The organism is Ruegeria jejuensis (assembly GCF_041537905.1).
Classification (GTDB): domain Bacteria; phylum Pseudomonadota; class Alphaproteobacteria; order Rhodobacterales; family Rhodobacteraceae; genus Ruegeria_C.
In genome coordinates this window covers 227,153-251,251 of the sequence record NZ_JBGRUO010000001.1, presented here as the reverse complement: position 1 = coordinate 251,251, position 24,099 = coordinate 227,153, and the positions used below count along the sequence as shown (strand labels likewise).

Here is a 24,099-nt window from a genome sequence, read left to right as displayed (position 1 = left end):
AATGCTGGTTCGCGAACAGGCGCTTCAGATCACGCGCGCGGGCGGGATCGGCCTGACAGAGATTCTGCTGCAGGGTCTGGTGGCCAATCATGAGGGGTAAGCACGTGCGCAAATCGGCTCTGTCAAAACTGAACGACCTGCTGGATCAGGAGCGTCAGTTGCTGATCTCGGGGGCGCTTGATCAGGTATCCGCCCTGGTGCCCGAAAAGGAATCACTGCTGGACGAGGTCGCCCAAGAGGGGACAGTGGCGGTTGCGGATCTGGATATCATCAAACACAAGGCGGATCAGAACCGGGCCCTTTTTGATGCGGCACTGGCTGGCCTGAAATCGGTTGTCGAGCGTTTGTCAGAGCTCAAGCGGCTTCAGTCGGGCTTTGATACTTATGACAAGGCCGGGCAGCGCCTGCAGCACGAACCGGGCGGGGCCTCGAAGCTGGAGAAACGGGCTTGAGGCAGGTTTGTCTCAAAGTCGATCCATTCCAGATGCTGGGCTTAGCAAAGCATTAGGACATCCCGGGCGAATGTTGCGGCGCACCTCCGGAAGGTGGCGCGACACTCCGGTCCCCGGATGCCGCACCCGTCAGAAAGACGTTTTCAAACCACCCGTTCGGGTGACGTGAACCGGGCAAACGCCCGCATAGAGAGGATATGCTATGTCCAGCATTCTGACGAACAACGGCGCAATGGTTGCGCTGCAGACCCTGAAAATGGTCAACAAGAACCTGGGTGCCACCCAGAACGCAATTTCGACCGGTAAATCGGTCGCCAACGCCAAAGACAACTCAGCAGTCTGGGCGATTTCGAAGGTCATGGAATCTGATGTGCAAGGTTTCAAGGCCATCAAGGACAGTCTGAGCCTTGGTGAATCGTCGGTCTCCGTTGCGCGGAACGCGTCAGAGACCATTACTGATCTACTGACCCAGATGAAGGGCAAGATCGTTGCGGCCCAAGAAGAGAACGTTGATCGGGCTAAAATCCAGGCCGACGTCGTGGCGCTGCGCGATCAGATCGGCACCGTGGTTGGCGCAGCTCAGTTCAACGGGCTGAACCTGGTCGATGGCTCCACCACCTCTACCTCGTTCCTGGCGTCTTTGGATCGCGATTCGGCGGGTGGTGTAACGCCATCATCGATCAACGTGGCCGGACAGAACCTGTCGACAGGCGGATATGCGGCCAAGAACGTTTTCGCCGGATCGCAGGGCGTGTCGGGACTTGGGGATGTCGCTGCTTTCAGCCTCAATGGCGGTGGTGGCACAGCTGATCTTGTCACTGATGAGGCGGGTGCAGCGGTCACCGGTCCTCCTGCTTCGGCAGCCGGTACCTTTGCGGCGGGTGATCAGATCACGGTGAACATCAATGACCAATCTGTTTCCTATACCGTGACGGCAGAGGATGCAGCGTCGACTACCACAGGTGACATCGTCGCAACGGCGCTGAAGACCCAGATTGATTCGCTGGGAATTTCGGACGCGGGGGGGACGCTGGACGTCGACTATGATTCAGGTACCGCTGGCACGATCTCGTTTACCAACGGCACCGATCAGGACCTCGTGATCACCGCGCAATACACCAATGCCGGATCCGGCGGGTTGGGCGCACTTTCGTCGATTGATGTCTCGACCGGCGGCGGGGCGAGCGCGGCGCTTGGCACGGTTGAAACCCTGATCGGAACCGCGATCGACGCATCGGCGGCATTCGGTTCGGTCGAGGGGCGGATTTCCACCCAGAAGGACTTCATCAGCAACCTGTCCGATTCTCTGAAATCGGGGATCGGCGCGATGGTGGATGCCAATATGGAAGAAGTCTCGGCCCGGCTGCAGGCGCTGCAAACCCAGCAGCAACTGGCGGTTCAATCGCTGTCGATCGCCAACCAGGCGCCGCAGACGATCCTGTCGCTGTTCCGTTAAACCTCTGACGGTCGGGGTGGTTTCCGCCCCGACCGCCTTTCCCAGAACATCATCAGGTAAGGATCGACAGTGAACGCGCTTGCAACTGCCCAACAGGCCTATTCGAGCAATTCGGCCCCGACCCGCACTCCGAGAGATGCGGAATATGAAACACTCGCGCGGATCACCCACCGCATTCGCGCCGCCGCGGAGGGTGACGCCGCGGATTACCCCAAGCTTGCCCATGCCTTGCATGACAACAAGCGGCTCTGGACGATTTTCGCTACCGATGTGGCCAGCCCTGAAAATGGCTTGCCCACCGATCTGCGGGCGCGTTTGTTCTACCTCGCCGAGTTCGTGGATCATCACACCAGCCTTGTCCTGGCCCGAAAGGCGGGCGTCGCGCCGCTGCTTGAGATCAACACTTCCATCCTGCGCGGGTTGCGCAGCGGGGCGTCCTGATATGGCGGGCCTTGTTTTGAAACTCGCCCCCAAGGAGAGGGTGCTGATCAACGGAGCCGTGATCGAGAACGGGGACCGGCGCGGGCGCCTCTCCATCGTCACGCCCGATGCGAATATCCTGCGGCTGCGGGATGCGATACATCCAACCGATGCCACGACCCCGGTCCGGCGGGCCTGTTACGCGCTGCAACTGGTGTTGTCCGGTGATTGCGAGCCGGGCGAGGCAAAACACGCTTTGCTGCGCCGGATCGAGGAACTGAGTCAGGTCTTTACCGACCACGACAGCCGCTCGGCACTGGCCGAGGCCACAGATGCGCTGATCGGCGAGCATCACTACCGCTGTCTGAAAGCCCTGAGGGCGCTGTTGCCGCGTGAAGATCGCGTGCTGGCGCTGCGGCAGCAGTGACTTTTCGCCCGGTCGTTCCCCTGGGCGGGATTGCCGGGTGGCAGTTCCTGCAAAGAACGCAGACGCAGCAGCGCGAGGCCCTTTCCGCCTCGCCGCTGTTGCAGCGGGAAACGCAGCACTTTATGAAGGAAATCGGCAATGTAACGTCGGCGCAGGAACTGGTTGCGGACCGGACTTTGCTGAAAGTCGCGCTTGGCGCCTTTGGGCTCGAATCCGACCTGAACAACCGGTTTTTCGTGCAGAAGATCCTCGAAGATGGGACCTCGGCTCAGGATGCTCTGGCCAATCGACTGGCAGACAAACGCTACCGCGCTTTCAGCGACGCCTTTGGTTTTGGACCCAATGACTTTCCGAAAACCTCGTTGCCAACTTTCATGGAAGACGTGGTCGACAAATATCAAACCCAGGCCTTCGAGACCGCGATCGGGGAAAGTGACGAGACCATGCGTATTGCGCTTTATGCGCAACATGAACTGGCTGAAATCGCGACAGGTGACGGCTCTGAGACCACGAAATGGCTGAATATCATCGGGTTGCCACCATTGCGGACGATGTTTGAAACGGCGCTGGGCCTGCCCCGCAGTTTTGCCTCGGTTGATCTCGACAAACAGGTCGAGGTGTTTCGGGACCGGTTTTCTTCGGCAACGGGCTTGAGCGATCTGTCCGAGCTTTCAGACCCCGGCGCGATGGAAAAGACGACACATCTTTATCTGGCGCGGGCGCAGATCGCGTCTTTTGCGAGCCAGCAATCGCCGGCTGCGATCGCGCTTAGCCTGCTGCAGTCCTGACCGGGTCGCTGTCGCCCTTAATGGCTTGTTCGCGCCAAATCAAAGCTCATGCCGGAGTGCAGCAGGCGGCCGCGTCCTCCGGCGCGTAGGCATAAGACACCACCGGCTGGGACACATTATGCAGTTGCAGCGCACCCAGGGGCTGGCAATCCGACTCCGGCACCAACATATCCTCGGTGACCACGATACGATGACCGATGGTCTTGCCGTGATCCCCGAGCCGCGCAGCGACATTGGCCGCCTGTCCGATAACCGTAAAATCCAGCCGCTCGCGCGAGCCGACATTGCCATAGGTCACGCGCCCATAGGCCAACCCGATGGCACAATCATAGGTGAGATCGGTCTCGGCAACGCTGTCGCGGGTCACGCAGTCGACAATCTCGGCCGCAGATCGCAGAGCATTGCGGCGCGCAAGTTCGGCGTCATCGCCTGCGGGAAACACCGCCAGTACGGCGTCGCCGATGAATTTCAGAACTTCGCCGCCTTGTTGATGCACCACACCCGATACCGTTTCGAAGAAGGTGTTCAGCAGCGCGATATACGCGTCCCGCTCCATCTGTTCTTCCAGCCGGGCAGAGCCGCGCAGATCGCAAAACATGATCGCCGCATCGATCTCGTCCCCGTCGCCGCGCCGGATCTCGCCGCCCAGCACGCGCGCGCCCGAGCGCTTGCCAACATAGGTTTCCAGCAGCGCCTGCGCGTTTTCGCGCTGCATGAAGACCTCGTAGTAGCGCCCGATCACCGTCGAACACTCAAAGACCAGCCCGAGATTGGCGGTGGTCAGACCATCAGGGTGATCGCTGGTCAGGGTTAGCACATTGGTCCGGCCATCCGAGAACGGCATCGGCATCGCGACATAGTCGGTCGCGCCCTTGCTGCGCAGATCCTCCATGATCGGGAATGAGTTTTCCAGATGGGTATCGGTCAGCCGCTGACGCACCCCGCCCGCCCCGTTGGACACATGGCGCAGCGGGCTGTTCTGATAGGCAGGGTGGTCGTAAATTTCGTAGGTGGGTGCGTAGGTCGAGATCTCGTCCTCGTCCTTGTCCCAGATATAGTGTTTGCAGGCGATCAGAGGATGCAGCGACCAGACAAGGATGCTCAACCGCGAGACGGCGATGCCATGTTCGCACATCTTTTCCGCCAGTTCGCGCGTGAAATCCTCGGGCGTTTCCAGCGATGAGGCGCCGCGCATCAACCAGTCGATCAGCGGCCCACTGATATTGCCATCGTTGTTGTCGCGCAGGCTGTTGTCACCCAGATCGACCATTGTATATGCCTCGGGCAAGAAACCGACGCACCCCTGAATGGCCCGGCTTTCTGGCAGCGCGTCCTCATAGGCCCAGACCGAGTTGGGCAGCGTCTCGCCGGGCAGCAGAATGTCGTTATAGGTCGCGGTTCCCTTGAAGGGACAGAAAGTCTGCAACGCGGTTGGATCGCTCAGCGCCACCTTGACGTCTTCGCGCGGAAAATAGATCGTCGGTGGCAGGCGTGTTTCATACATCACCCTGGCGCGGGTGCTTGACGCCAGCTCGACACCATCACGCCAAAGGGTGACCCTGCCTGACAGTTCTTCCAACTCGATGCGGTATCCGTCTACTTGTGGCGGGGCATGCACGTTCATAATTCGTTCTCCCTGTCGCCTAGGCTCATAAGGATGGGGGCAGGCGGGCGGGAATCCAAGTGCGAAGATCTGGTTTTTTGTTGTTCAGACCATCTGGATCACGTCTTTTTCGATGGCCAGCATATAGCCGCGTCGTGCGATGTTCTTGACCAGCAAGGCGCTGACCATCTGGTTGCCCAGCGTATCGCGCAGTCGCTTGATGCGGGTGGCGCCGGCGGCCTCTTCGCAATCGCTGGCGTCGCGGCCTGAAATCACAGCCTCGATCTCGGCACCTGACAGCACATCGTCATCCAGCCGCGCCTCGGCCAGCACCGACAGGGTTTCGATGGCCGCCGGGGTCAGTTTGAAATCCATGTTGTTGAGGTAGACGGTGTTTTCCTCGCGGCTTATCAGCAGCGAGTTGACCTGGATGCCCGCCCGCTCAATCTGCAACATGCGGCGATTGAACTGGGTCAGCATGACCAGAAAGACCAGTGCAGCGATCAGCATCGCGCTGGCGAACACGAGCAGCACGAAGATCACCATCCGGTAGCTGGCCAGCGTGTCGCCAAAGGCAGTGCCGGATTGCGCCAGGATTTCAAGCAATTTGATTTCGGCCTGCGTGGTCAGATCGTTTTCGACAAAGACCCGCTCGACCCGCGCGTTGAAGGCGTTCGCATCGGGCAGGGTCAGGATCAGGAAGAGCGCGGCAGTGGCAAGGATCACGACGATGGCTGCGATCCCGAACCCGACGAGGCGGGCCCCCGATCGCCGGGTTTCAGAAACGGAGATAGTAGGGTCCGGCATCAGCCTTCCTTTGTTGCAACCCATCGGGGCCGAAAACGGATATCACGTTGAGCAGAGTCCAGCCATTGGCAGACAGACGCTGCGACAATTCATTCTGTGCCTGGGCGGCCGAACAGGCGCCGCTGACCTGCATCACACCGTAATGCAGTTTCAGCGGGGCGTCCTGCTTGGCTTTGTAATCCGCATAACAGTCAGCGGCGAGACCATACCGGGGCAGGGTGCACAGGGCCAGAATAAGGGTCAGGAATACAATCTGTTTCATGAGGTCCATCCTGCGTGCGAGCGCGCGGTTATTCAATAACAACAAGGCGCTGGGACCACTGATATCGGATAACATGCCAGCGATATTGCTTGGCCGAGCCCACCCGCCCCAGTTTCAGGACATCACAGCCCGCACCTGCCGGTATGGGCATGGACACACTGAAAGGACCCCTCTGATGCACCGCAAGTTCATTGCCTTGATCGTTTCGCTCGCCATCGCCATTACTGCAATTTCCGCCGCCCCCGCCCGAGCCAACGACACCGCAAAGATTCTCGGCGGGCTGGCTGCGCTGACCATTTTGGGTGTGGTTGTGCACCGCAACAACAAGAAGAAACGTGAACGCGCTCAGGTCACCCAGAGCCATATCCCTCAGGCTCCGCTGATCCATTCGGTTCGGCCTCTGCCGCCGCAGGTGGCGAAATACGATCTGCCACGTCATTGCCTGAAGGCGGTCAAAGGGTATCCGGCGAACGCCCCGCTGATGAAACGGAAATGTCTGAAGCGCCACTATAAGCACGCAGACTCGCTGCCGCAGCAATGTCAGATCACCTATTGGAACGGCGAGCGTTCCCGCAGGGCATATGAGCCACGCTGCCTGCGCCGCAACGGGTATCGCTTCGCAGGCTGACCCAGGGTTATCGAGCAGTGACGGTCTGGCACAACGGGCCGCACAGGTGGAGAGAGAGGGCGACCCCTCTCTCCATTTTGCTTGCGTCCGGGTGGCAAACGCGCTTTTCCATGGGCATGTCATTGCCGGATTATCAGTTGGAAGAGTTCCTGCGCGGGCGTGGATATCGCCGCATCGCGGGTGTGGATGAGGTCGGGCGCGGCCCGCTGGCCGGGCCGGTCATGGCTGCTGCCGTGATTCTGGACCCATCAGACATTCCCGATGGGCTGAACGATTCAAAGAAACTGACCGAAAAACGCCGCGCTTTGCTGGAGGAACAGTTGCTCGCCCGCGCCGAAGTTGCCATCGCAGAAGCCAGCGTCGAAGAGATCGAGCAGCACAACATCCTGCGTGCGGCGCATCTGGCGATGATCCGCGCGATTGCGGCGCTGGACCCGGCGCCCGACTATCTGCTGATCGACGGCAATCTGGTCCCCAAGGGCCTGGACCTGCCCGCGCAGCCGGTGATCAAGGGCGATACCCGCTCGGTGTCGATCGCCGCCGCCTCGATCGTGGCAAAAATGCACCGCGATCGGACCATGGTGGATTTGGCGCAACAGCACCCGGAATACGGGTGGGCGCGAAACAAGGGATATCCGACGCTGGAGCACAGAACGGCGCTCCGAAATCTTGGGCCAACCCCACATCATAGACGTTCCTTCAAGCCGGTACACAATATCTTGTATCAAGAGTAAATCGTAAGCTCTTGATTCAAAAAAGAATTTGACGCCGAATCCGCTTTGACTCATCCTGATCACAACCAGATGAGCGCAAAAATGCGCCGCGGAACTTGAGGCAGAAAATGACGAAAACCAAGACGAAGGGCGCAGTTGCGCTCCCTTTAAACTCGATCATTGCCGGGGACTGCATCGATGTGATGAACAGTCTGCCGGAGGGGTGTGTCGATCTGATTTTTGCGGATCCGCCCTATAACCTGCAGCTCAAGGGGCAGCTGCACCGCCCCGACAACTCTCAGGTTGATGCAGTCGATGACGACTGGGACCAGTTTTCCAGCTTCAAGGCGTATGATCAGTTCACCAAGGCCTGGCTCAAGGCGGCGCGGCGTCTTCTGAAACCCAATGGCGCGATCTGGGTGATTGGGTCGTATCACAACATCTTCCGGGTCGGCGCGACGCTTCAGGATGAGGGCTACTGGATTCTCAACGATGTGGTCTGGCGCAAGTCAAACCCGATGCCGAACTTTCGCGGCAAGCGTTACACCAATGCGCATGAGACGATGATCTGGGCCTCCAAGGCCGAGGGCGCGAAATACACGTTCAACTACGAGGCGCTGAAAGCGCTGAACGAAGGCGTGCAGATGCGCAGCGACTGGGTGCTGCCGATCTGTACCGGGCATGAGCGGCTGAAGGACGACAACGGTGACAAAGCGCATCCGACGCAAAAGCCGGAATCGCTGCTGCACCGGATTCTGGTCGGGTCCACCAATCCCGGTGATGTGGTTCTGGATCCGTTCTTTGGTACTGGTACGACCGGGGCCGTGGCCAAGATGCTGGGCCGTGAATTCATCGGGATCGAACGTGAAGAAGCCTATCGCAAGGTGGCCGAGAAACGCATCGCCAAGGTGCGCAAGTTTGATCGCGACGCCCTGCAGGTCAGCGCCAGCAAACGCGCCGAACCGCGGGTGCCCTTTGGCCAGTTGGTCGAACGCGGCATGCTGCGCCCGGGCGAAGAGCTGTTTTCGATGAACCAGCGTCACAAGGCCAAGGTGCGCGCCGATGGCACGCTGGTGGGCGACAATATCAAAGGCTCGATCCATCAGGTCGGGGCCCATCTGGAAAACGCGCCCTCCTGCAATGGCTGGACCTATTGGTGCTTCCGTCGCGAGGGCAAGACCGTGCCGATTGACGTGCTGCGCCAGCAGATCCGCGCCGAGATGCAGAACTGACCCATCCACACGGATAGAATACCGCCGGTGCCTGTGGCCTGACACGAGGCACTAAACCTTGCCCCGCCGTTTCCGGCGGGGCCTTTTCTTTTGTCGCAGGGATCAATGACTGGCAGGATGATACCTAAATTCCGTCCGGCAATGAGGAACCTGACATATGAGCCAGAGCAGCGCCGACACAACGGGTTTGGGCCGCTTTTCCTTCACTCTTCCCGACGAGATTGAGCTGGATAACAAGTACACACAGGCAGCCCTTGAACGGCACAAACGCGAAGGGCTGGAACTTGCTGTGCACGCCCGCTGGATCGCGATGGCGCTGACCGCGCCGTTGCTGGTTCTTCTGAATCCGAACTGGGACGTTCTCTACTACCACTTCATCCTGCTTCTGATCTGCGCCAATGGCTGGTTGATCCGGCGTGCGGGCCGGGTTGGGCAATCGCGAACCGAATTGCTGCTGATCTTCGTCGATCTTCTGATCATGACGCTGGGGATGGTCGTCCCCAACCCCTTCAGCGATGATGCCCGGCCGTTGGCGATGCAGTACCGGTTCGACAATTTTCAGTATTTCTTCATCATTCTTGCCGGGGGGACGCTAGCCTATTCCTGGCGTACGGTTATTGCAATCGGGACCTGGACAGCCGGAATCTGGACGATTGGCTGGCTGGTTGCCTGGTGGGTCGCGACGCCGATGCCCGGGTTGACCGAGCGCGTGAACGAGGCGCTGGCGGGATTTCCCGAAGTGGCGGAATTGCTCGATCCCAATAGCTTCATGATCCCGCAGCGTGTTCAGCAGGTCATCGTATTTGTGATGGTCGCTGTGACCCTTGGGCTGTCGATGCGGCGCCTGAACCGGCTGTTGATGACAAATGCGGGGCTGGAACGTGAGCGGGCCAATCTGTCCCGCTACTTCTCGCCCAACGTGGTCGACCAGCTGTCACAGAATGACGAACCGCTCAAACAGGTGCGCAGCGAGAACATTGCGATCCTGTTTGTCGATATTGTTGGCTTCACCCGGTTTGCCGCATCGCGGGACGCGTATGAGGTGGTTGAGATGCTGCGCGCTTTTCACGCAAGGATGGAGACCGAGGTGTTCCGCCATCATGGCACGCTGGACAAATACCTGGGCGATGGGCTGATGGCGACTTTTGGTACGCCGGTAGCGGGCGAGCGGGATACAACCAATGGCTATCAATGCGCCACAGCGATGCTGGCAGAGATGGATCGCTGGAACATCCAGCGGCGCAGGTCCGGGTTGCCGGAGATCGAGATTGGTATCGGGCTGCATTATGGCCCTGTGGTGATGGGCGATATCGGGGCGAACCGTTTGGAATATGCGGTGATCGGGACGGCGGTGAACGTGGCGTCGCGGCTTGAGGCGCTGACCCGACAGCTACCCAAACCCTTTGCCCTCAGCGAAGAGGCACGCGCGCAAATCATCGCGGAAACCGGTGGATCGGACCGGGCGGTCGAGGGGTTGGTGGAATACCCCGATCAGACCATCCGGGGCCTCGACGGGCCGGTCACTGTCTGGGCGCGTTGAACCGCATCAGCGCGGCAACGGGTTCTGCCCTTTGTTATAGGGTGTCCAATCGGTGATCTCGGGGTAATGCTGCCGCCGCCAGGCCCGCACGCGCGGGTTCATCACCCGCCGCCAGAGCGGCGGTATCATCGCGGCAATCGTCATCACCGGATAGCCATAGGGCAATTGCGGCGCGTCACCATTGTCGTAATTCTGCAGCAGCGGAAAGCGGCGGTCGGGCTTGTAGTGATGATCCGAATGGCGTTGCAGATTGATCAGCAACCAGTTCGATGCCTTCTGCGCCGCGTTCCAGGAATGGCGCGGTTTGACATGTTCATACTTGCCATCGCCCAGATGCTTTCGCGTCAGGCCGTAATGTTCCACATAATTCACCAACTCCAGCTGCCAGATCGCGACCCCGGCCTGCAGCAGGAACAGACCCAGACCTGACCATCCGCCCAGCAGCAGCGCCAGCAGCGCCATGCCCGCCTGCAAACCCCAATAGCGAAAGAACGGGTTGCCGAGACTGGTCCATGGCTGGCCCTTACGGGCAAGCTGGGCTTTTTCGGCGCCAAAGGCCGATTTCAACGATTGCAGCAACACGCGCGGATAGAAGCGGTGAAACCCCTCGTTATAGAGCGCGGTAACCGGATCGCGGGGGGTGCCCACATGGCGGTGATGGACCAGCAGATGCTCGGAGCGGAAATGCGAATAGAGCACCATCGCGAGCAGCAGATCACCCAGCCAGCGCTCGCCGCGGCTTTTCTGGTGCATCAGCTCATGGGAATAGTTGATGCCGATGGTGCCCGTGATCACGCCGACCCCGATAAACAGCGCGATTTTGCTGCCACTGCCCAGATGGTCGCTATGCGCTGTATAGGCGATCAGGCCAAAGAGGGTGAGGAATTGCAGCGGGACCCAGATCTGGGTCAGCACGATATACCATCGCAGATCGCCATCCCCGGTTTGCGGGTCGGCGTTTTGCAGGTTGAGGCCCAGAACCCGGTCCAGCACGCCAAAGGACCACCATGTTGCCAGAGGAACCGCCAGCAGCCAGAGCCCTCCCTGCATCGTCGCCACCCAGACCAGCGGGATCAAAAGGAAAGAGATCCAGAAGGGCAGGGCGCTTTGCCAGCGCGACAGGGTTTCGTTTGGGATCATCATCGCCTCGGAACTTACAGGCAAAATCTAGCGTTTTGGGTGCGACCCGCAACTCCTGCTATTGCGCTTGCCAGAGGGCATGCGCCTTTCGCATCACGGTGGGCAGGTCGCCGGGGCGGAACTGGTGCTTGGCAATCACTTCGATCCCTTCGGCGGAGGGGGCTTGTGCAAGCGTGGCCGTACGCAGACGCAGGATCAGGTGAAAATGAGTGAAGGTGTGGCGGACCTCACCGGGCAGATCGACCCATGCCCCCGCAAAGGGCGGCGCGTCATCGGGCGCCTGCGACCAGTCCGGTCCGGGCCAGCCCAGCATACCGCCCAGCAGCCCCTTATCGGGACGCCTCTCCAGCACCCATGCACCGTCCTCAAGCCGCGCCAGATAGGCGTATCCGTAGCGCGTCGGCTTCGGCTTCTTGGGGGATTTGCGCGGCAGGTCCGCAGCGGTCCCGGCGCGGCGGGCGGCGCAGGCATCCATCACCGGGCAGATGCCGCAGGCCGGAGATCTGGGCGTGCAGATCGTGGCCCCCAGATCCATCACTGCCTGCGCATAATCTCCGGGCCGCTCGCTGGGGGTCAATGCGGTTGCATACGTCTTCAGAGCGGGCTTGGAGCCTGGCAGCGGGTCGTGCAGGTCATGTAGCCGCGCCATGACCCGTTCCACATTTCCATCCATGACGGTTTCGGGTTGGTCAAACGCGATCGAGGCGATGGCGGCCGCTGTATAAGGCCCGATGCCCGGCAGTTTCAGCAGATCGTCATGGTGATCCGGAAAGACCCCGCCCAGTTCATCGGCGACAACACGTGCGCATTTCAGCAGGTTGCGCGCCCGCGCGTAATAGCCCAGCCCGGCCCATTCAGCCATCACATCGCCATCCTCGGCAGCGGCCAGATCGCGCACCGTGGGCCAGCGTCGCGTAAACCGCTGGAAATAGTCGGTGACGGCGGCGACGGTGGTTTGTTGTAGCATCACCTCGGACAGCCACACTCGATAGGGGTCGGGTCGGATGCCCGCCGCCCGATCCGCAGGGCCGACCCTCCAGGGCATCTCGCGGGCATGGATGTCATACCAGTCGAGCAGCGCGCGGCTCAGCTCTGCCTGTGGCTTTAAGTCACGCAAGATTTATGTCTCCGAATGTCCGGTTTCGCTGGCGCGCCCTCGCGCGCGCCTTACAATAGGGCGCAAGGAGGCGGATACCAGATGCCGGCCAGACGTTCCACGACCCGTGGCTTCAAACGCACTTCGAACCTGCTCAACGATCAGATTCGCCGGGCAGGCGAAAGCCGTGGCTTTGCCGTCTCTCGGGTGATCACCCATTGGGCCGAGATTGTCGGACAGGATATCGCCGCTATCTGCCGCCCGGTGAATGTCAGCTATGGGCGGGGCGGTTTTGGTGCGACGCTTTCGGTACTCACCACAGGCGCTCAGGCGCCGATGCTGGAGATGCAGAAAGAACGCCTGCGTGAAAAGGTGAACGCGGTTTATGGCTATAACGCGATTGCCCGCATCCGCCTGACCCAGACCGCGCCGACCGGATTTGCCGAAGGGCAGGCCAGTTTTGCACACCAGCAGACACCAAAGACCACAGAAATCCCCGCCGAGGTCGTCACCGAGGCGAGCAAGGTCGCGCAGGGCGTCGAGAATGACGATCTGCGCAATGCGCTCGAACGATTGGGGCGCAACGTTTTAACCAGGCAGAAACGCTAAGGAAGGGCCTAAAAAATGACCCGTATCGCACCCGCAATTTGCGCCGCTGTGGCGCTGGCCGCCGGAGGGCTGCTGCTGAGCCAGACAACAAATGTCTCGCTGATCGGCGCAGCCGAGGCGCAGGAGGTCGACACGTCGACCATTGTCGAGATGGTACAAGGGGCCGAGGATGCGCCCGTCGAGATCATCGAATACGCCTCTTATACCTGCCCGCATTGCGCCAGTTTTCATGAAGGGCCCTACAAGCAGCTCAAGAAGGACTTCATCGATACCGGTAAGGTCAAGTTCGTCTATCGCGAGGTATATTTCGACCGCCCGGGCCTCTGGGCCTCGATGGTTGCGCGCTGCGGCGGGCCCGAGAAGTTCTTTGGCGTGACCGATCTGATCTTTGAGCGGCAGTCGGGCTGGGCAAGTGCAGGGGGGCCGTCTGAGATTGTCGAGGAACTCAGCAAGATCGGGCGTTTGGCGGGCCTCGAAGACGCGCAGTTGCAAGCCTGTTTGCAAGACGCCAACAAGGCGCAAACCCTGGTTGAATGGTATCAGGAAAATGCCGAGCGCGACAGTGTACAGGCTACCCCCAGCTTCGTGGTGAACGGCAAGAAGGTGAGCAACCAATCCTATTCCAGTTTCAAGCAATTGATCGAAGAAGAACTGGGAAGCTGAGCGACCCCAATTCGTACTACAAACGCAAAACCCCGGCGATGGTCCGGGGTTTTGTTATTCAGGGGCGCGGGGCCTTTTCCAGCATCCGGTCTCGCACCCGTTCGGCTTCATCTAGCTGCAGCCTGACGGGCAGCGTGATCACCTTGCGCCGGAATGCAGTGGGCAGCCGCGCGGCATCTTTTTCAGTGGTGACGAGTTGCGCGCCCAGATGTTGCGCCTCTTTCTCCAACCGGGTCAACAGGGCCATGGTCAGCGGCTGATGATCGTCCAGCGCCTCGCCGCGTTTCAGGTCGGCGCCCTGCGCGCGCAGCGAGCGAAAGAACTTCTCGGGATGTCCGATGCCCGCAAAGGCCAGCACCGGCAGCCCGGTCCAGTCCATGCCGGTCTGCAGCGGCTTCAGCACGCCGCGCGCATGTGGCACGCTCAAGGCCGCGCCCCAGTTGGCGGTGAACCGGTCCTGTGCCTCAGCCTCGCCGATCGACAGCACCAGATCGGCCCGCTTCAACCCCTCGGCAACCGGTTCGCGCAATGGCCCGGCAGGCAGGCAAAGCCCGTTTCCAAAGCCGATGCTGGCATCCACCACAACGATCGAGAAATCCTTGGCCAATGCCGGGTTCTGGAACCCGTCATCCAGCACGATCACGGTGGCTCCGGCAGCGGCGGCGGCCCGCGCCCCGGCAACCCGGTCACGGGCGACCCAGACCTCGGCAAAGGCGGCGAGCAATAGCGGCTCGTCGCCCACCTGGCGCGCACGATGGCGCGCAGGTTCGACCCGGACCGGTCCGGCCTCGCTACCGCCATAGCCCCGGCTTACCACATGTGGTTCGTGCCCGGCATCGCGCAATTGTTCCACAACCCAGATCACCGTCGGAGTCTTGCCAGTGCCGCCCGCGTTCAGATTGCCGACGCAGATCACCGGGACACCGGCGGTCTCACCCTCGTTCTGTGCCAGACGGCGCGCGGTCATCCCGCCGTAAATCGCGCCCAGTGGCGACAAAAGCCGCGCCCGCCAATCCAGCGCGTCAGGGCGGGTGTTCCAAAACTCAGGCGCGCGCATGATCGGGCCTGCTTTCGTCCAGCTTGTCTTCGATCAGGTCGATCAGTTGATCGGTCAGCTGCGCCCCCTCGGTGACCACCTGCCATCCAGCCAGCGCCATTTCAGCGGCGTGATCTGGCGCCAGCAGACGGACGATGCCATCCGCCAGCGCGGTGGCATCCTTGACCGATTGCGCGGCACCCGCAGCGGCCAGCCGGACATAGCTGCTGCGCTGGGTGCCGATATTGGGACCATGCAAGACAGCCGATCCAAGCGCCACTGCCGTTAGCGGGTCGCGCCCGCCCGCGCCAGAGACCAGCGAACTGCCCATGAAGGTCAGCGGTGCGATCCGGTACCACAGACCCAGATTCTCGGGTTCAGAGGTCAGGATGACCTGTATGTTGTCTTCGATTTCGTCGCCCGCATCCCAATCGGCGCAGCGCAGGCCCGCCGATTCGAGTTGCGCGCGCAGGGCTGGCGTTTCTTTTGGATTTGCCACATGCAGCACCAAAAGCAGCCGGTGCAGCAGGCGCAGCGCGTTGCGATGGGCGGTTTCGACGTAGGGAAACTCGCTTTTTTGGGTCCAGGCTGACAACCAGATCGGGCGCCCGGCTAGGGTCTGGGTGGTCTTAACCAGTTCCTCTTCGGGCCAGGGGCTGGGGTTGGGGCTGGCGCGCAGCTCGGCTGAGACCGACACTTTCGACCCCACGACACCCAGCCGCCGGATATCGCGCGCGGCGCGTTCCCCATTTGCCAGGATACTGTCGAAACATTCCAGCGTCGTGCGCATCAGATCGGGCACCCATTGGTGCTTGCGCAGGGTCAGCTCGGCCTCGTTGACATCCAGCAGCACCAGCGCCACTTGTCGCGTGGCAGCCAGGCTGATCAGGTTTGGCTGCAACCCGCCCCCGGACCAGAGGCACATATCCGGCTTCCAATGGTCCAGAAACGCGCGCGCTGCCGTAGGTTGGTCAGAGGGCAGCGCGATCATATTCGCGCCGACGCCACCCCAGGCCCGAATCTCGTTCTCGGTCGGGGCGGTGAACAGCACGTGCAATTCCGGGCGCTGCGCCAGCAGCCTGCGGCACATCTCTGCCAGCACCGTGAAGCGATTGCGCGTCGTGACATGCACCCATAACAGCTCGCCTCGGGGCCGGGGGGGCAATTCACCCTCGGGTACCGGTCCGCCGCGCCAGGACAGGACGCGGTAGGCTGCAAGGCTGAGCGAGCGGGCCAAGAATTTATCCCAGTTCTTCCGTTGACGAGGCCTCGGCCGCTTCGTCGCGCAGGAGGTGAATATGGGCTATGAAATAGCGCATATGGGCATTGTCCACGGTGCGCTGTGCCTCGGCCTTCCAGGCGTCATAGGCGCTCTGATAGTCGGGGAACATCCCCACGATGTGAATGTCGTCGACATCCTTGAAGACGCTTTTGGTGGGGTCGACAAGCTCGCCGCCAAAGACGAGATGCAGTCGCTGAGCCATGCGGAATTCCTTGTGTCATGGTCACGGGGTCGCCCGGCAACCTACGGAAATCATGCTGCGGGTCAAGCGGATGGCCCGTTTGCGCGCCAGGCGTCAGGTTACCGGTTTCAGCGCGCCGGTCAGTTGTTGCCGCACCGCGATGCCGCCGGCGACAACCCCGTCAACTTGCGCAGATGGGTTGTTGAACCGAAGCGGCACACCATTGCGGTCGGTACACCCGCCGCCCGCTTCGCGCAGGATCAGGTCGCCCGCCGCGATGTCCCATTCCCAACTGCGGCGCAGGGTGAGCATCCCATCAAACCGCCCCTGCGCCACCAGTGCCAGACGATAGGCCAGCGACGGGCGATAGCTGCGCTTAAAGTCCGGCGGCTGTCCGTCTTTCCAATGCTTGCCGTCCATGTTCGGACGCGCCGACAGGATTTCGGCCAGATCCAGCATTTGCGTTTGTGAGGCCGAGATCGGCGCACCGTTGAGCGTCGCGCCCTCACCGGCGGCGGCGCAATACATCAGATCGCGCAGCGGCAGGTAGATCACCGCCGCCGTAACGATCCCGTCCCGCGCAACCGCAAAGGAATGCGCCCATGTGCGCGAGCCTTCGGTAAAACTGCGGGTGCCGTCGATCGGGTCGAGGATGAAGACATGCGACTTGTTCAGCCGGTCGCCGCTATCCTCACTCTCTTCGCTCAGCCAGCCGTAACCGGGCCGGGCGGCGGGCAGCGTCTCCTCAAGCATCTTGTTGACGGCCAGATCGGCCTCGGTCACCGGCCCGGCGCCGTCGGGCTTGTCCCAGCTTTGATGGCCGCGCTTGAAAAAGCCTGTTGCGATCTGCCCGGCCTCGCGGGCGGCGTCCCTCAGCAGCGGCAGGTCAGTTCCCGGCAAGGGTCATCCCTTCGATCAACAGCGACGGCACCACGCGCGATGGGTAGGTGCGCGCGTCATTGGCCGGGATGATCCGCAACAGCATGTCGCGCAGGTTGCCCGCTATCGTGCATTCATTGACCGGGTAGGCGATCTCGCCGTTTTCGATCCAGAAGCCTGACGCGCCGCGGGAATAGTCGCCGGTATTGGGATTGATGGTCGAGCCGATCATCGAGGTCACCAGCAGACCGGTACCCAAATCGCGCATCAGGTCGGCGCGGGATGCCGTGCCTTGTGTCAGCGACAGGTTCCAGCTGCTGGGCGAGGGCGGTGACGATACGCCGCGCGTGGCATTGCCGGTGGAGGGCATGTCCAGCTTGCGCCCGCTGGCCAGATCAAGCGTCCAGCCGGTCAGCACGCCCTTGTCGATAACCGTGCGGCGGCGCGTGGCCAGACCTTCGGCATCAAAGGGGCGCGAGCTTGAGGCGCGAGGGCGATGCGGGTCTTCGATCAGCGACAGGCCTTCGGGCAGCACCTGCGTATGCAGCCCGTCGCTGAGCCAGGAAGAGCCGCGCGCGACCGACGCGCCGTTGCAGGCCGCCATCAGATGTCCGATCAGCGAGGATGAAATCCGCTCGTCAAACAGAACCGGGAATGTGCCGGTCTGTGGTTTGCGTGCGCCCTGGATGCTGACGGCGCGCTCACCGGCGCTGCGCCCGATCTCGTCTGGTTGTCGCAGGTCGCTCTGGTGGGTACGGCTGTCGCCGTCATAGTCGCGCTCCATCCCGGTGCCGCTGCCCGAGATCGCCACGCAGGACAGCGAGCGGCCAGTGCGGGCATAGCCGCCGGAAAACCCGTTGCTTGCGGCGAGATGCACGTAATGCGCGCCATAGCCCGCTGCCGCATCCGAGACCTGAGTGACACCTTCGACAGCCATCGCAGCGGCCTCGGCAGCCAGCGCGTCCTGCATCAGCGCCTCTGGCGTCGGAGGATCAGCGGGATCGGACAAATCCAGCGCCTCTGCCGAGACATCCGCCGCCAGCTCGGCTGCCTCTGCCAACCCGCAGAACGGGTCTTCGGGCGCTTCGCGGGCCATGGCGACCGCGCGTTCGGCCATCTCTGTCAGCGCCTCGGGGCGCATGTCCGAGGATGATACCAGCGCCTGACGTCGCCCCAGCAAAACCCGCAGGCCCAGATCGGTATCCTCGGAGCGTTCCGCATGTTCCAGCGCGCCTTTACGGACCTCGACCGAGATCGAGCTGCCCTGCAACACGATTGCATCCGCCGCATCGGCACCGGCGGCACGCGCGGCTTTCAGCAGGTCCTGGCAGATATCTCCGGGGTGGTATGTCATGGGGGTCTCAATTCCTTTTGTCTTCCCCGGACCTAGCCCTGCGGCGCTGCCGCTTCAAGGCAGGCCGGTGCCCGGAACAAGAAACGGGCCGCGCATGCGGCCCGTTGGGTGGTTTTCTAGCGGGTTACTTGATGCGCTGACCGTTGGCCGTGATATGGCCCTGCTTGTTGATCTCGATCTCGGATGTCAGCGTATCGGGCGCATCGCCGGGCACGGCCAGCATGCCCATCATCATCCGCGCGCCCATCGCATCAGAGTCCGCCATCAGCCCCATTCCAATCAGCTTGTCGATCAGCGCGTTGGCCCCGGTCAGTTCCAGATTGGCCACACCAGATGGCGCGGGCATGCCGCCAAATTCCTCTGTGTTGGAGTTGTCGAACGCAAACGCACCGGTGCCCGAGAGTTTGGCTCCGACCATTGAGACCAGCAGTTGCTTGATGTTGAGCGTCTCAAGCTGGCCCGGTACCGCCTCGGTTGCCTCCAACGTTTCTGCCACATCCGGGTCCATGAAATCGACCAGAACCGTTGCCGTGCCTTCGGTGTCCAGAACCACGGTGGCAGGGTCACGCGGCAGGGCGCCGGCAGGGTCGAACATGCTCCACAGAATGTCGGACATGGTGAAATCTGTCAGGCTCATGCCAAAGGCGAAGGGCTGCGGCGTGTCCTCAGCCTGAACCGGAAATTCAAAACTCAGCCCGGCCCCGGTCATGGCCATTTCCAACGGGAACGGCAGATCACCAGATGTGACGGCCAGTTTCGTGTCATTCTGCATCACGTCATATTTGACCTGCGAACCCGTCATCGCGATATCGAACGTACCGCCCTGAGAACTGCTGGCGAGCGTGAACGGGCTGCCCTCGGCGGTCCCGCTTACGTCGGTTTTGCCCTTCTCGAAGGTGAAGCCGCCCGCGAAGTTGAACCCCGATTCCATAAGGCTCTGGTAATCCGCTGCATCCCATTCCTTGGGCAGAACACCGCTGCCGGTGAAGCCCAGCCCCTCCATCTCACCGGCGATCAGGGCATTCTCGCCGTTTTCGGGATCTTCAAACTCCATATTGTAGCTCAGTGTTGCCGCTTTCATGGTTTGAGCTACGTCGCGCATGTCGCCGATCTTCATCTGGGATGTGCCGGTGACGCCGTTGACCGTCATCAGCATCTTGAGCGCATCGGCGGGCAGGGCCTCGTCCGCATCGGTCAACGATGCGAGCTCAACCGTGACAGAGTCGGCGGCATAATCATAGTTCATGTCGTCGGGATCGCCCGAGACTGTCATTTCCAGATTGTCGTGCGAATAGGTCAGTTCGATCCGCACATCGGCCGCATCGGGGCCTTTGAAATCCACGGTCAGCGGAAACGAGGGGGGCAAGCCGATCGCGACCGTGCCGTCCCCGTTTTCGGTCAGCGTCATCTCGGGGATGGTCATGACGACACTGCCTTCTTCCTCGGGCAGGTCCATCGACATTGCCAGATCCGTGATGGTCGTCACGTCACCAGAAGTCGCTTCGGAGGCGTTCACCTCGTAGCCCATACCGCTCATATAGGCCTGCCAGTCGGACCACACATCCTGGGCGGTCAGATCCGCCGCCGCGCCCTGCACGGCGATGGTGTAGACAAAGGCGGCTCCGCAGGAGCGGCGCAAAAAAGTAGACATCGGGGAACCTTTCCAAATCAAATTTGCGCGCATCGTCCGTCCTTGTCGGGCGGGCGTCAAGGGGGGGCTGGGGCTGGACCGCCCCCTGCCGGTCACGTAAGTGTGCACCAGACGTCGCGAGCAAGAGGATAGCGTGCCCGAAATGCAGGGAAAAACCGTTTTCATAGCAGGGGCCAGCCCTGGCAATGGTACAGAAATCGCGGGCGTTTTTTGCGCAAGCGGGGACCAATCTGGCGCTGGTGGCGCGGGCTGGCCAGCATATCCGGGACCTAGCCGTCCCTTCGCCTCCGGCCCGCGCCTGCGTTGCTTTGGATTTGTATCGGTCGATACGAGTGAATTCGCCGGCGCCAGAATTTTGCCCCGGCAAGAGGTGGTCCGAATGAGGGTTGGGTTGATATGATCGAAGTAGACCGCAAGAATGGGCTTTGGACCGTCATTCTGGACCGGCCGGAAAAGGCAAATTCGCTGACGGGCGAGATGTTGGCCGATCTGGTTGAAATCGCCCAGGCCGCGAGCGAGGCGCGCGCGCTGATCCTGACTGGCAAGGGCAAGGTGTTCAGCGCCGGTGCCGATCTGGACGAGGCCAAGGCCGGGCTGGCCACCTCCGACCTGTGGGAGAAACTGTCGGGTGCCGTCGCGGCGCTGCCCTGTCTGACGGTGGCGGCGCTTAACGGTACGCTGGCGGGTGGGGCCAACGGGATGGCGCTGGCTTGCGATCTGCGTATTGCGGTTCCCACGGCCAAGTTCTTCTACCCGGTGATGAAACTGGGCTTCAAACCTCAGCCTTCTGACCCCAAACGCATGGCCGCGCTGATCGGTCCGGCCCGAACGAGGATGATCCTGATGGCCGGGCAGAAGATCACCGCGCAGGAAGCCTATGCCTTCGGGCTTGTGGACCGGATTGTCGAGCCGGATGCGCTGATGCAGACCGCGCAGGATCTGGTGGCTGACAGCGTGGCCGCGGACTCGGCCATCGCCAGGGCCATCGCAGAGCTTTGCCCATGAGGCTGTCGGGCCTGCATCTGCGCTGTGCTGATCCCGCAGCGCAGGCCGCGTTCTATACTGATGCGCTGGGCATGCAGAAACTTGGTGGCGGGCGCATCGGGTATGTCGGGCAGGATGCCGATCTGGTGCTTCACCCCGGCGGCGGTGGCTATGCGCACGACCCGGCGCAGCGCTATTGGAAGATCGGGATCACCCTTCCCAATCTCGACCACGCGGTGCGTGCACTCAGGGACAACGGCGTCGTGGTGAGTGACCCCAAACAATTCCTTGATATTGGATACATGGCCCATCTGAGCGATCCTGATGGCTTCGTGATCGAATTGCTGCAATGGGATTTCGAGGGTAACAGGGCGTCGGATACAGGCGATGCAGATGCGCCCTTCGCCGAGGCTCGGATCGGCCAGATCACCCTGCGCAGCGGTGATATTCAGGGTGATACCGCCTATTGGAAAGAGCAGGGCATGAAGCTGCTATCGCTACAGGATGTCAGCGCCTACGGATTCGACCTGCACTTTCTGGCCTTCACCGACGAGCAACCGCCGCTGCCCGATCTCTGGGCGGCGGGCAATCGCGAATGGTTGTGGCGGCGGCCTTACACACTGCTTGAATTCCAGCATGTCGAAAAGGCGGCCTTTGCGCCGGTGCCCGATCTGTTGGGGATCGAGGTTTCGGGGCTGGACAGCGCCGCAACCGATCCCTCGGGCGTACCGATCCTACCGGGCTAATCACCGCATCCGGCGCTTGCCCGGCACTTTTGAGCGAAAACCGGGCGGGCGTTTGCGCACCCAGGTAGTGAACTTGGCCAGCCTCGGATGGGCGCGCAGGGCGGCGATGCTGTCAAACGAGCGCGCCAGTTCTGCTTCGCTCAGCGCGGCGTGGATTTCGCGATGGCAGATATCATGCAGGAAAACCGTCGGTCCGCCCTTGCCCCCTTTCAGTTTTGGGATCAGATGATGCAGGCTGCCGGAACCGGGTGGTATCGGACGCTCGCACAGGGGACAGACGGGATCGGACATGGAGGCTCAACTGACTGGCTTTGAACATGCAGCATCCGCGAGCCTGCGGCAGCACGCAAGGGGGTGGCATGGCTGAAGCCGTGGTGATCGGAGCTGGCCCCGCCGGGCTGATGGCGGCCGAGGAACTGGCGCGCGCGGGTCATGCGGTGCTGCTGGCTGACGCCAAGCCCTCCTTCGGGCGTAAGTTCCTTATGGCGGGCAAGTCGGGCCTGAACCTGACAAAGGACGAACCGTTGGAGCCGCTTCTCGCGGCCTATGGTGAGGCCGCAGACTGGCTGCGCCCGATGATCACAGAGCTCGACGCCGCGCGGGTGATCGAGTGGGCACGGGGGCTGGATCAGGAGGTGTTCACTGGCTCCACCGGTCGCGTTTTTCCAAGCGCGATGAAGGCTTCACCGCTGTTGCGAGCCTGGCTGGCGCGGCTGGGCGGGTTGGGCGTGACCCGCCGGACCCGCTGGCGCTGGACCGGATGGCAGGACGGGCAGGTTGTTTTTGATACCGCGGAAGGCCCGCAGATGATCCCCGCCGATGCCGTTATCCTGGCGCTGGGCGGGGCAAGCTGGGCGCGGCTTGGCTCTGACGGGGCCTGGGCAGACATTCTGCGCGATCGTGGCGTGGCGCTCAGCCCTTTTGCGCCAGCAAATGCGGGGCTGCATGTAGACTGGTCGCCGCATATGGCCGCCGTTCTGGGGCAACCGTTGAAAGGTGTGGCATGGCACGCAGGGGAGACCATCTCGCACGGCGAAGCGGTGCTGTCGGCACAGGGGCTGGAGGGCGGCGGCATCTACACAATCTGCAAACCGGTGCGCGAGGGCGTCGAGCTGAGTGTCGATCTGTTGGCGAATTCCCCCTTGGAAGCGATTCAAAAACGGCTTTCGGGGCCGCGCGGCAAAGCCAGCCTTGGCAATCACCTGCGCAAGCGGTTGGGGCTGGATGCGGCCAAACTGGCGCTGCTCATGGAATTCGGACGCCCGCTGCCCGACGATCCGCAGATGCTTGCGCAACTGATCAAGGCGCTGCCGATCCGGCATGCGGGGCTGCGGCCTATGGATCAGGCGATCTCGACCGCGGGCGGGGTGCGCCGCGATGCTTTGGACGAAACGCTTATGCTGACCAGCATGCCCGGCGTCTATTGCGCCGGGGAAATGCTGGATTGGGAAGCCCCCACGGGGGGCTACCTGTTGACCGCCTGCCTTGCCACCGGGCGTTGGGCGGGCCGTGCCGCTGCGGCGCGGCTTAATGCGCAGGGTTAAGAGGCCATGGCCCTGACCCGCTGAAAGGCAGCGCGCGCACGAATAGGTTTGGCATATTCCGCGAGTGTCTGGTTCTCGAACGGGAATTTCGCGCCTACTGCCCAGTCCAGGCAATGCACGCAGATGATATCGGCAATCGTCATCTGATCCCCGCAAAGATAGGGGCCATCGATCCGTTCGGCCAATCGGGTCAGATTGCGCTCGAACTCCCATTTCAGACTCTCCTTGACCTCTGGGGTCCGCCGCTCTTGGGGCAAGACGAACGAGTGTCGGGCGGCGGTCCACAGAACCGCGTCCATCTCGTCCAGCAGCAAATGCGTCACCGCATCCTGCATTGCCCGTTCAATCGTGCCTGCCGGATGGGTCAACGCGCCATGCCGATCCGCCAGAAAGGTCAGAATCGCCGTGGAGTCGCTGACAGAGGCCCCTTCGACCTCCAGAACCGGCACCTTGCCGGACGGGTTCACGGCGGTGACCTCGGGGCTGCGGGACGGGGCGGGGATCAGCTCATAGTCTGCGCCGATCTCTTCCATCATCCACAGAACCCGGAAGGCTCTTGTCACCGGTTTTCCATAAACCTTGTACATCTTGGTTCCCATTTTCAAT

At 61.7% G+C, this 24,099-nt stretch carries 28 protein-coding genes; 15 read left to right on the top strand and 13 right to left on the bottom strand.

Annotated elements, in window-relative coordinates; translation table 11 throughout:
• Window position 1: 1 nt before the first annotated feature.
• The 6 genes from AB1E34_RS01505 to AB1E34_RS01480 all read left to right on the top strand — a co-directional run bounded on the left by AB1E34_RS01505 (window position 2) and on the right by AB1E34_RS01480 (window position 3,543).
• Window positions 2-100: a hypothetical protein gene (locus AB1E34_RS01505; RefSeq protein ID WP_372570567.1), complete on the top strand. Its 99-nt coding sequence runs from the start codon at window positions 2-4 to the stop codon at window positions 98-100.
• Complete coding sequence (locus AB1E34_RS01500; protein WP_372570566.1) at window positions 90-452, top strand: flagellar biosynthesis protein FlgN; 363 nt, start codon at window positions 90-92, stop codon at window positions 450-452. The genes AB1E34_RS01505 and AB1E34_RS01500 overlap by 11 nt, the downstream gene beginning before the upstream one ends.
• Before the next feature lie 202 nt (window positions 453-654).
• Complete coding sequence (locus AB1E34_RS01495; protein ID WP_372570565.1) at window positions 655-1,908, top strand: flagellin N-terminal helical domain-containing protein; 1,254 nt, start codon at window positions 655-657, stop codon at window positions 1,906-1,908.
• A 69-nt stretch (window positions 1,909-1,977) separates the two neighbouring features.
• Complete coding sequence (gene flaF / locus AB1E34_RS01490; RefSeq protein ID WP_372570564.1) at window positions 1,978-2,349, top strand: flagellar biosynthesis regulator FlaF; 372 nt, start codon at window positions 1,978-1,980, stop codon at window positions 2,347-2,349.
• A gap of 1 nt (window position 2,350) precedes the next feature.
• A complete protein-coding gene (flbT, locus tag AB1E34_RS01485) occupies window positions 2,351-2,755 on the top strand; it encodes a flagellar biosynthesis repressor FlbT (protein WP_372570563.1) in 405 nt (134 codons plus the stop codon).
• Window positions 2,752-3,543 (top strand): DUF1217 domain-containing protein, encoded by a 792-nt coding sequence (locus tag AB1E34_RS01480; protein ID WP_372570562.1) that lies wholly within the window; start codon window positions 2,752-2,754, stop codon window positions 3,541-3,543. The genes flbT and AB1E34_RS01480 overlap by 4 nt, the downstream gene beginning before the upstream one ends.
• 46 nt (window positions 3,544-3,589) lie before the next feature.
• Here the strand turns inward: AB1E34_RS01480 and AB1E34_RS01475 are convergent, their stop codons facing one another.
• From AB1E34_RS01475 to AB1E34_RS01465, 3 genes are all read right to left on the bottom strand, one after another.
• The gene (locus AB1E34_RS01475; protein ID WP_372570561.1) at window positions 3,590-5,167 is read right to left on the bottom strand and encodes a DUF427 domain-containing protein; all 1,578 of its coding nucleotides are present in this window, start codon (window positions 5,165-5,167) and stop codon (window positions 3,590-3,592) included.
• An 84-nt stretch (window positions 5,168-5,251) separates the two neighbouring features.
• Window positions 5,252-5,953, bottom strand: coding sequence for a winged helix-turn-helix domain-containing protein (locus AB1E34_RS01470; RefSeq protein ID WP_372570560.1), 702 nt, complete (start codon window positions 5,951-5,953; stop codon window positions 5,252-5,254).
• Complete coding sequence (locus tag AB1E34_RS01465; RefSeq protein ID WP_372570559.1) at window positions 5,925-6,215, bottom strand: hypothetical protein; 291 nt, start codon at window positions 6,213-6,215, stop codon at window positions 5,925-5,927. The genes AB1E34_RS01470 and AB1E34_RS01465 overlap by 29 nt, the downstream gene beginning before the upstream one ends.
• 175 nt (window positions 6,216-6,390) lie before the next feature.
• Between AB1E34_RS01465 and AB1E34_RS01460 the strand changes: the two genes are divergently transcribed.
• The 4 genes from AB1E34_RS01460 (at window position 6,391) to AB1E34_RS01445 (ending at window position 10,328) form a co-directional block, all read left to right on the top strand.
• Window positions 6,391-6,843 (top strand): hypothetical protein, encoded by a 453-nt coding sequence (locus AB1E34_RS01460; protein WP_372570558.1) that lies wholly within the window; start codon window positions 6,391-6,393, stop codon window positions 6,841-6,843.
• 116 nt (window positions 6,844-6,959) lie between these two features.
• Window positions 6,960-7,577, top strand: coding sequence for a ribonuclease HII (gene rnhB / locus AB1E34_RS01455; RefSeq protein WP_372570557.1), 618 nt, complete (start codon window positions 6,960-6,962; stop codon window positions 7,575-7,577).
• Window positions 7,578-7,684: 107 nt separating this feature from the next.
• Complete coding sequence (locus AB1E34_RS01450) at window positions 7,685-8,788, top strand: site-specific DNA-methyltransferase (RefSeq protein WP_372570556.1); 1,104 nt, start codon at window positions 7,685-7,687, stop codon at window positions 8,786-8,788.
• A 157-nt stretch (window positions 8,789-8,945) separates the two neighbouring features.
• Entirely contained in the window at window positions 8,946-10,328 is a 1,383-nt protein-coding gene (locus AB1E34_RS01445; protein WP_372570555.1) for an adenylate/guanylate cyclase domain-containing protein, read from the top strand.
• A gap of 6 nt (window positions 10,329-10,334) precedes the next feature.
• Here AB1E34_RS01445 and AB1E34_RS01440 read toward each other — a convergent pair whose 3' ends face one another.
• The gene (locus AB1E34_RS01440; RefSeq protein ID WP_372570554.1) at window positions 10,335-11,468 is read right to left on the bottom strand and encodes an alkane 1-monooxygenase; all 1,134 of its coding nucleotides are present in this window, start codon (window positions 11,466-11,468) and stop codon (window positions 10,335-10,337) included.
• 58 nt (window positions 11,469-11,526) lie between these two features.
• On the bottom strand, window positions 11,527-12,585 hold the full coding sequence (gene mutY, locus AB1E34_RS01435; RefSeq protein ID WP_372570553.1) for an A/G-specific adenine glycosylase: 1,059 nt from the start codon (window positions 12,583-12,585) through the stop codon (window positions 11,527-11,529).
• 81 nt (window positions 12,586-12,666) lie between these two features.
• On the opposite strand from mutY, the gene AB1E34_RS01430 reads away from it, so the two are divergent.
• Both AB1E34_RS01430 and AB1E34_RS01425 read left to right on the top strand, forming a co-directional pair.
• Entirely contained in the window at window positions 12,667-13,173 is a 507-nt protein-coding gene (locus tag AB1E34_RS01430) for a DUF721 domain-containing protein (protein WP_372570552.1), read from the top strand.
• Window positions 13,174-13,188: 15 nt separating this feature from the next.
• Complete coding sequence (locus AB1E34_RS01425) at window positions 13,189-13,836, top strand: DsbA family protein (RefSeq protein WP_372570551.1); 648 nt, start codon at window positions 13,189-13,191, stop codon at window positions 13,834-13,836.
• A gap of 58 nt (window positions 13,837-13,894) precedes the next feature.
• Here the strand turns inward: AB1E34_RS01425 and lpxK are convergent, their stop codons facing one another.
• From lpxK to AB1E34_RS01395, 6 genes are all read right to left on the bottom strand, one after another.
• Window positions 13,895-14,893 (bottom strand): tetraacyldisaccharide 4'-kinase, encoded by a 999-nt coding sequence (gene lpxK, locus AB1E34_RS01420; protein WP_372570550.1) that lies wholly within the window; start codon window positions 14,891-14,893, stop codon window positions 13,895-13,897.
• Window positions 14,880-16,109 carry a 3-deoxy-D-manno-octulosonic acid transferase gene (locus tag AB1E34_RS01415; protein ID WP_372570549.1) on the bottom strand — a complete coding sequence of 410 codons (1,230 nt, stop codon included), beginning with the start codon at window positions 16,107-16,109 and terminating at the stop codon, window positions 14,880-14,882. Before AB1E34_RS01415 ends, lpxK begins: the two co-directional genes overlap by 14 nt.
• Before the next feature lie 4 nt (window positions 16,110-16,113).
• Window positions 16,114-16,356 (bottom strand): DUF4170 domain-containing protein, encoded by a 243-nt coding sequence (locus AB1E34_RS01410; RefSeq protein WP_372570548.1) that lies wholly within the window; start codon window positions 16,354-16,356, stop codon window positions 16,114-16,116.
• Window positions 16,357-16,449: 93 nt separating this feature from the next.
• Window positions 16,450-17,235, bottom strand: a complete 786-nt coding sequence (locus AB1E34_RS01405) for a 3'(2'),5'-bisphosphate nucleotidase CysQ (RefSeq protein WP_372570547.1) — start codon at window positions 17,233-17,235, stop codon at window positions 16,450-16,452.
• Window positions 17,222-18,568, bottom strand: coding sequence for a TldD/PmbA family protein (locus AB1E34_RS01400; RefSeq protein ID WP_372570546.1), 1,347 nt, complete (start codon window positions 18,566-18,568; stop codon window positions 17,222-17,224). Before AB1E34_RS01400 ends, AB1E34_RS01405 begins: the two co-directional genes overlap by 14 nt.
• 124 nt (window positions 18,569-18,692) lie before the next feature.
• Window positions 18,693-20,219 carry a DUF2125 domain-containing protein gene (locus AB1E34_RS01395; protein ID WP_372570545.1) on the bottom strand — a complete coding sequence of 509 codons (1,527 nt, stop codon included), beginning with the start codon at window positions 20,217-20,219 and terminating at the stop codon, window positions 18,693-18,695.
• Between the two features lie 396 nt (window positions 20,220-20,615).
• Here AB1E34_RS01395 and AB1E34_RS01390 point away from each other — a divergent pair, with 396 nt between their 5' ends.
• Window positions 20,616-21,224 carry an enoyl-CoA hydratase/isomerase family protein gene (locus AB1E34_RS01390; protein WP_372570544.1) on the top strand — a complete coding sequence of 203 codons (609 nt, stop codon included), beginning with the start codon at window positions 20,616-20,618 and terminating at the stop codon, window positions 21,222-21,224.
• Complete coding sequence (locus tag AB1E34_RS01385; protein ID WP_372570543.1) at window positions 21,221-21,949, top strand: VOC family protein; 729 nt, start codon at window positions 21,221-21,223, stop codon at window positions 21,947-21,949. Before AB1E34_RS01390 ends, AB1E34_RS01385 begins: the two co-directional genes overlap by 4 nt.
• Here the strand turns inward: AB1E34_RS01385 and AB1E34_RS01380 are convergent, their stop codons facing one another.
• On the bottom strand, window positions 21,950-22,240 hold the full coding sequence (locus AB1E34_RS01380) for an HNH endonuclease (RefSeq protein WP_372570542.1): 291 nt from the start codon (window positions 22,238-22,240) through the stop codon (window positions 21,950-21,952). It abuts the gene before it with no gap.
• Window positions 22,241-22,308: 68 nt separating this feature from the next.
• Between AB1E34_RS01380 and AB1E34_RS01375 the strand changes: the two genes are divergently transcribed.
• On the top strand, window positions 22,309-23,493 hold the full coding sequence (locus AB1E34_RS01375; protein ID WP_372570541.1) for a TIGR03862 family flavoprotein: 1,185 nt from the start codon (window positions 22,309-22,311) through the stop codon (window positions 23,491-23,493).
• Here AB1E34_RS01375 and AB1E34_RS01370 read toward each other — a convergent pair.
• Entirely contained in the window at window positions 23,490-24,080 is a 591-nt protein-coding gene (locus AB1E34_RS01370; RefSeq protein WP_372570760.1) for a glutathione S-transferase family protein, read from the bottom strand. The genes AB1E34_RS01375 and AB1E34_RS01370 overlap by 4 nt on opposite strands.
• Between the last annotated feature and the right edge of the window lie 19 nt (window positions 24,081-24,099).

What these genes read in the sequence shown, in the direction of transcription:
- AB1E34_RS01440 (WP_372570554.1), bottom strand. Translation starts at nt 11,468, where the DNA reads ATGATCCCAAACGAAACCCTGTCGCGCTGGCAAAGCGCCCTGCCCTTC.
- AB1E34_RS01380 (WP_372570542.1), bottom strand. Translation starts at nt 22,240, where the DNA reads ATGTCCGATCCCGTCTGTCCCCTGTGCGAGCGTCCGATACCACCCGGT.
- AB1E34_RS01505 (WP_372570567.1), top strand. Translation starts at nt 2, where the DNA reads ATGCTGGTTCGCGAACAGGCGCTTCAGATCACGCGCGCGGGCGGGATC.
- AB1E34_RS01470 (WP_372570560.1), bottom strand. Translation starts at nt 5,953, where the DNA reads ATGCCGGACCCTACTATCTCCGTTTCTGAAACCCGGCGATCGGGGGCC.
- AB1E34_RS01460 (WP_372570558.1), top strand. Translation starts at nt 6,391, where the DNA reads ATGCACCGCAAGTTCATTGCCTTGATCGTTTCGCTCGCCATCGCCATT.
- AB1E34_RS01430 (WP_372570552.1), top strand. Translation starts at nt 12,667, where the DNA reads ATGCCGGCCAGACGTTCCACGACCCGTGGCTTCAAACGCACTTCGAAC.
- AB1E34_RS01410 (WP_372570548.1), bottom strand. Translation starts at nt 16,356, where the DNA reads ATGGCTCAGCGACTGCATCTCGTCTTTGGCGGCGAGCTTGTCGACCCC.
- AB1E34_RS01385 (WP_372570543.1), top strand. Translation starts at nt 21,221, where the DNA reads ATGAGGCTGTCGGGCCTGCATCTGCGCTGTGCTGATCCCGCAGCGCAG.
- AB1E34_RS01475 (WP_372570561.1), bottom strand. Translation starts at nt 5,167, where the DNA reads ATGAACGTGCATGCCCCGCCACAAGTAGACGGATACCGCATCGAGTTG.
- flbT (WP_372570563.1), top strand. Translation starts at nt 2,351, where the DNA reads ATGGCGGGCCTTGTTTTGAAACTCGCCCCCAAGGAGAGGGTGCTGATC.
- AB1E34_RS01395 (WP_372570545.1), bottom strand. Translation starts at nt 20,219, where the DNA reads ATGTCTACTTTTTTGCGCCGCTCCTGCGGAGCCGCCTTTGTCTACACC.
- AB1E34_RS01390 (WP_372570544.1), top strand. Translation starts at nt 20,616, where the DNA reads ATGATCGAAGTAGACCGCAAGAATGGGCTTTGGACCGTCATTCTGGAC.
- AB1E34_RS01445 (WP_372570555.1), top strand. Translation starts at nt 8,946, where the DNA reads ATGAGCCAGAGCAGCGCCGACACAACGGGTTTGGGCCGCTTTTCCTTC.
- AB1E34_RS01495 (WP_372570565.1), top strand. Translation starts at nt 655, where the DNA reads ATGTCCAGCATTCTGACGAACAACGGCGCAATGGTTGCGCTGCAGACC.
- lpxK (WP_372570550.1), bottom strand. Translation starts at nt 14,893, where the DNA reads ATGCGCGCGCCTGAGTTTTGGAACACCCGCCCTGACGCGCTGGATTGG.
- AB1E34_RS01500 (WP_372570566.1), top strand. Translation starts at nt 90, where the DNA reads ATGAGGGGTAAGCACGTGCGCAAATCGGCTCTGTCAAAACTGAACGAC.
- AB1E34_RS01400 (WP_372570546.1), bottom strand. Translation starts at nt 18,568, where the DNA reads ATGACATACCACCCCGGAGATATCTGCCAGGACCTGCTGAAAGCCGCG.
- AB1E34_RS01425 (WP_372570551.1), top strand. Translation starts at nt 13,189, where the DNA reads ATGACCCGTATCGCACCCGCAATTTGCGCCGCTGTGGCGCTGGCCGCC.
- AB1E34_RS01465 (WP_372570559.1), bottom strand. Translation starts at nt 6,215, where the DNA reads ATGAAACAGATTGTATTCCTGACCCTTATTCTGGCCCTGTGCACCCTG.
- AB1E34_RS01370 (WP_372570760.1), bottom strand. Translation starts at nt 24,080, where the DNA reads ATGTACAAGGTTTATGGAAAACCGGTGACAAGAGCCTTCCGGGTTCTG.
- rnhB (WP_372570557.1), top strand. Translation starts at nt 6,960, where the DNA reads ATGTCATTGCCGGATTATCAGTTGGAAGAGTTCCTGCGCGGGCGTGGA.
- AB1E34_RS01375 (WP_372570541.1), top strand. Translation starts at nt 22,309, where the DNA reads ATGGCTGAAGCCGTGGTGATCGGAGCTGGCCCCGCCGGGCTGATGGCG.
- AB1E34_RS01450 (WP_372570556.1), top strand. Translation starts at nt 7,685, where the DNA reads ATGACGAAAACCAAGACGAAGGGCGCAGTTGCGCTCCCTTTAAACTCG.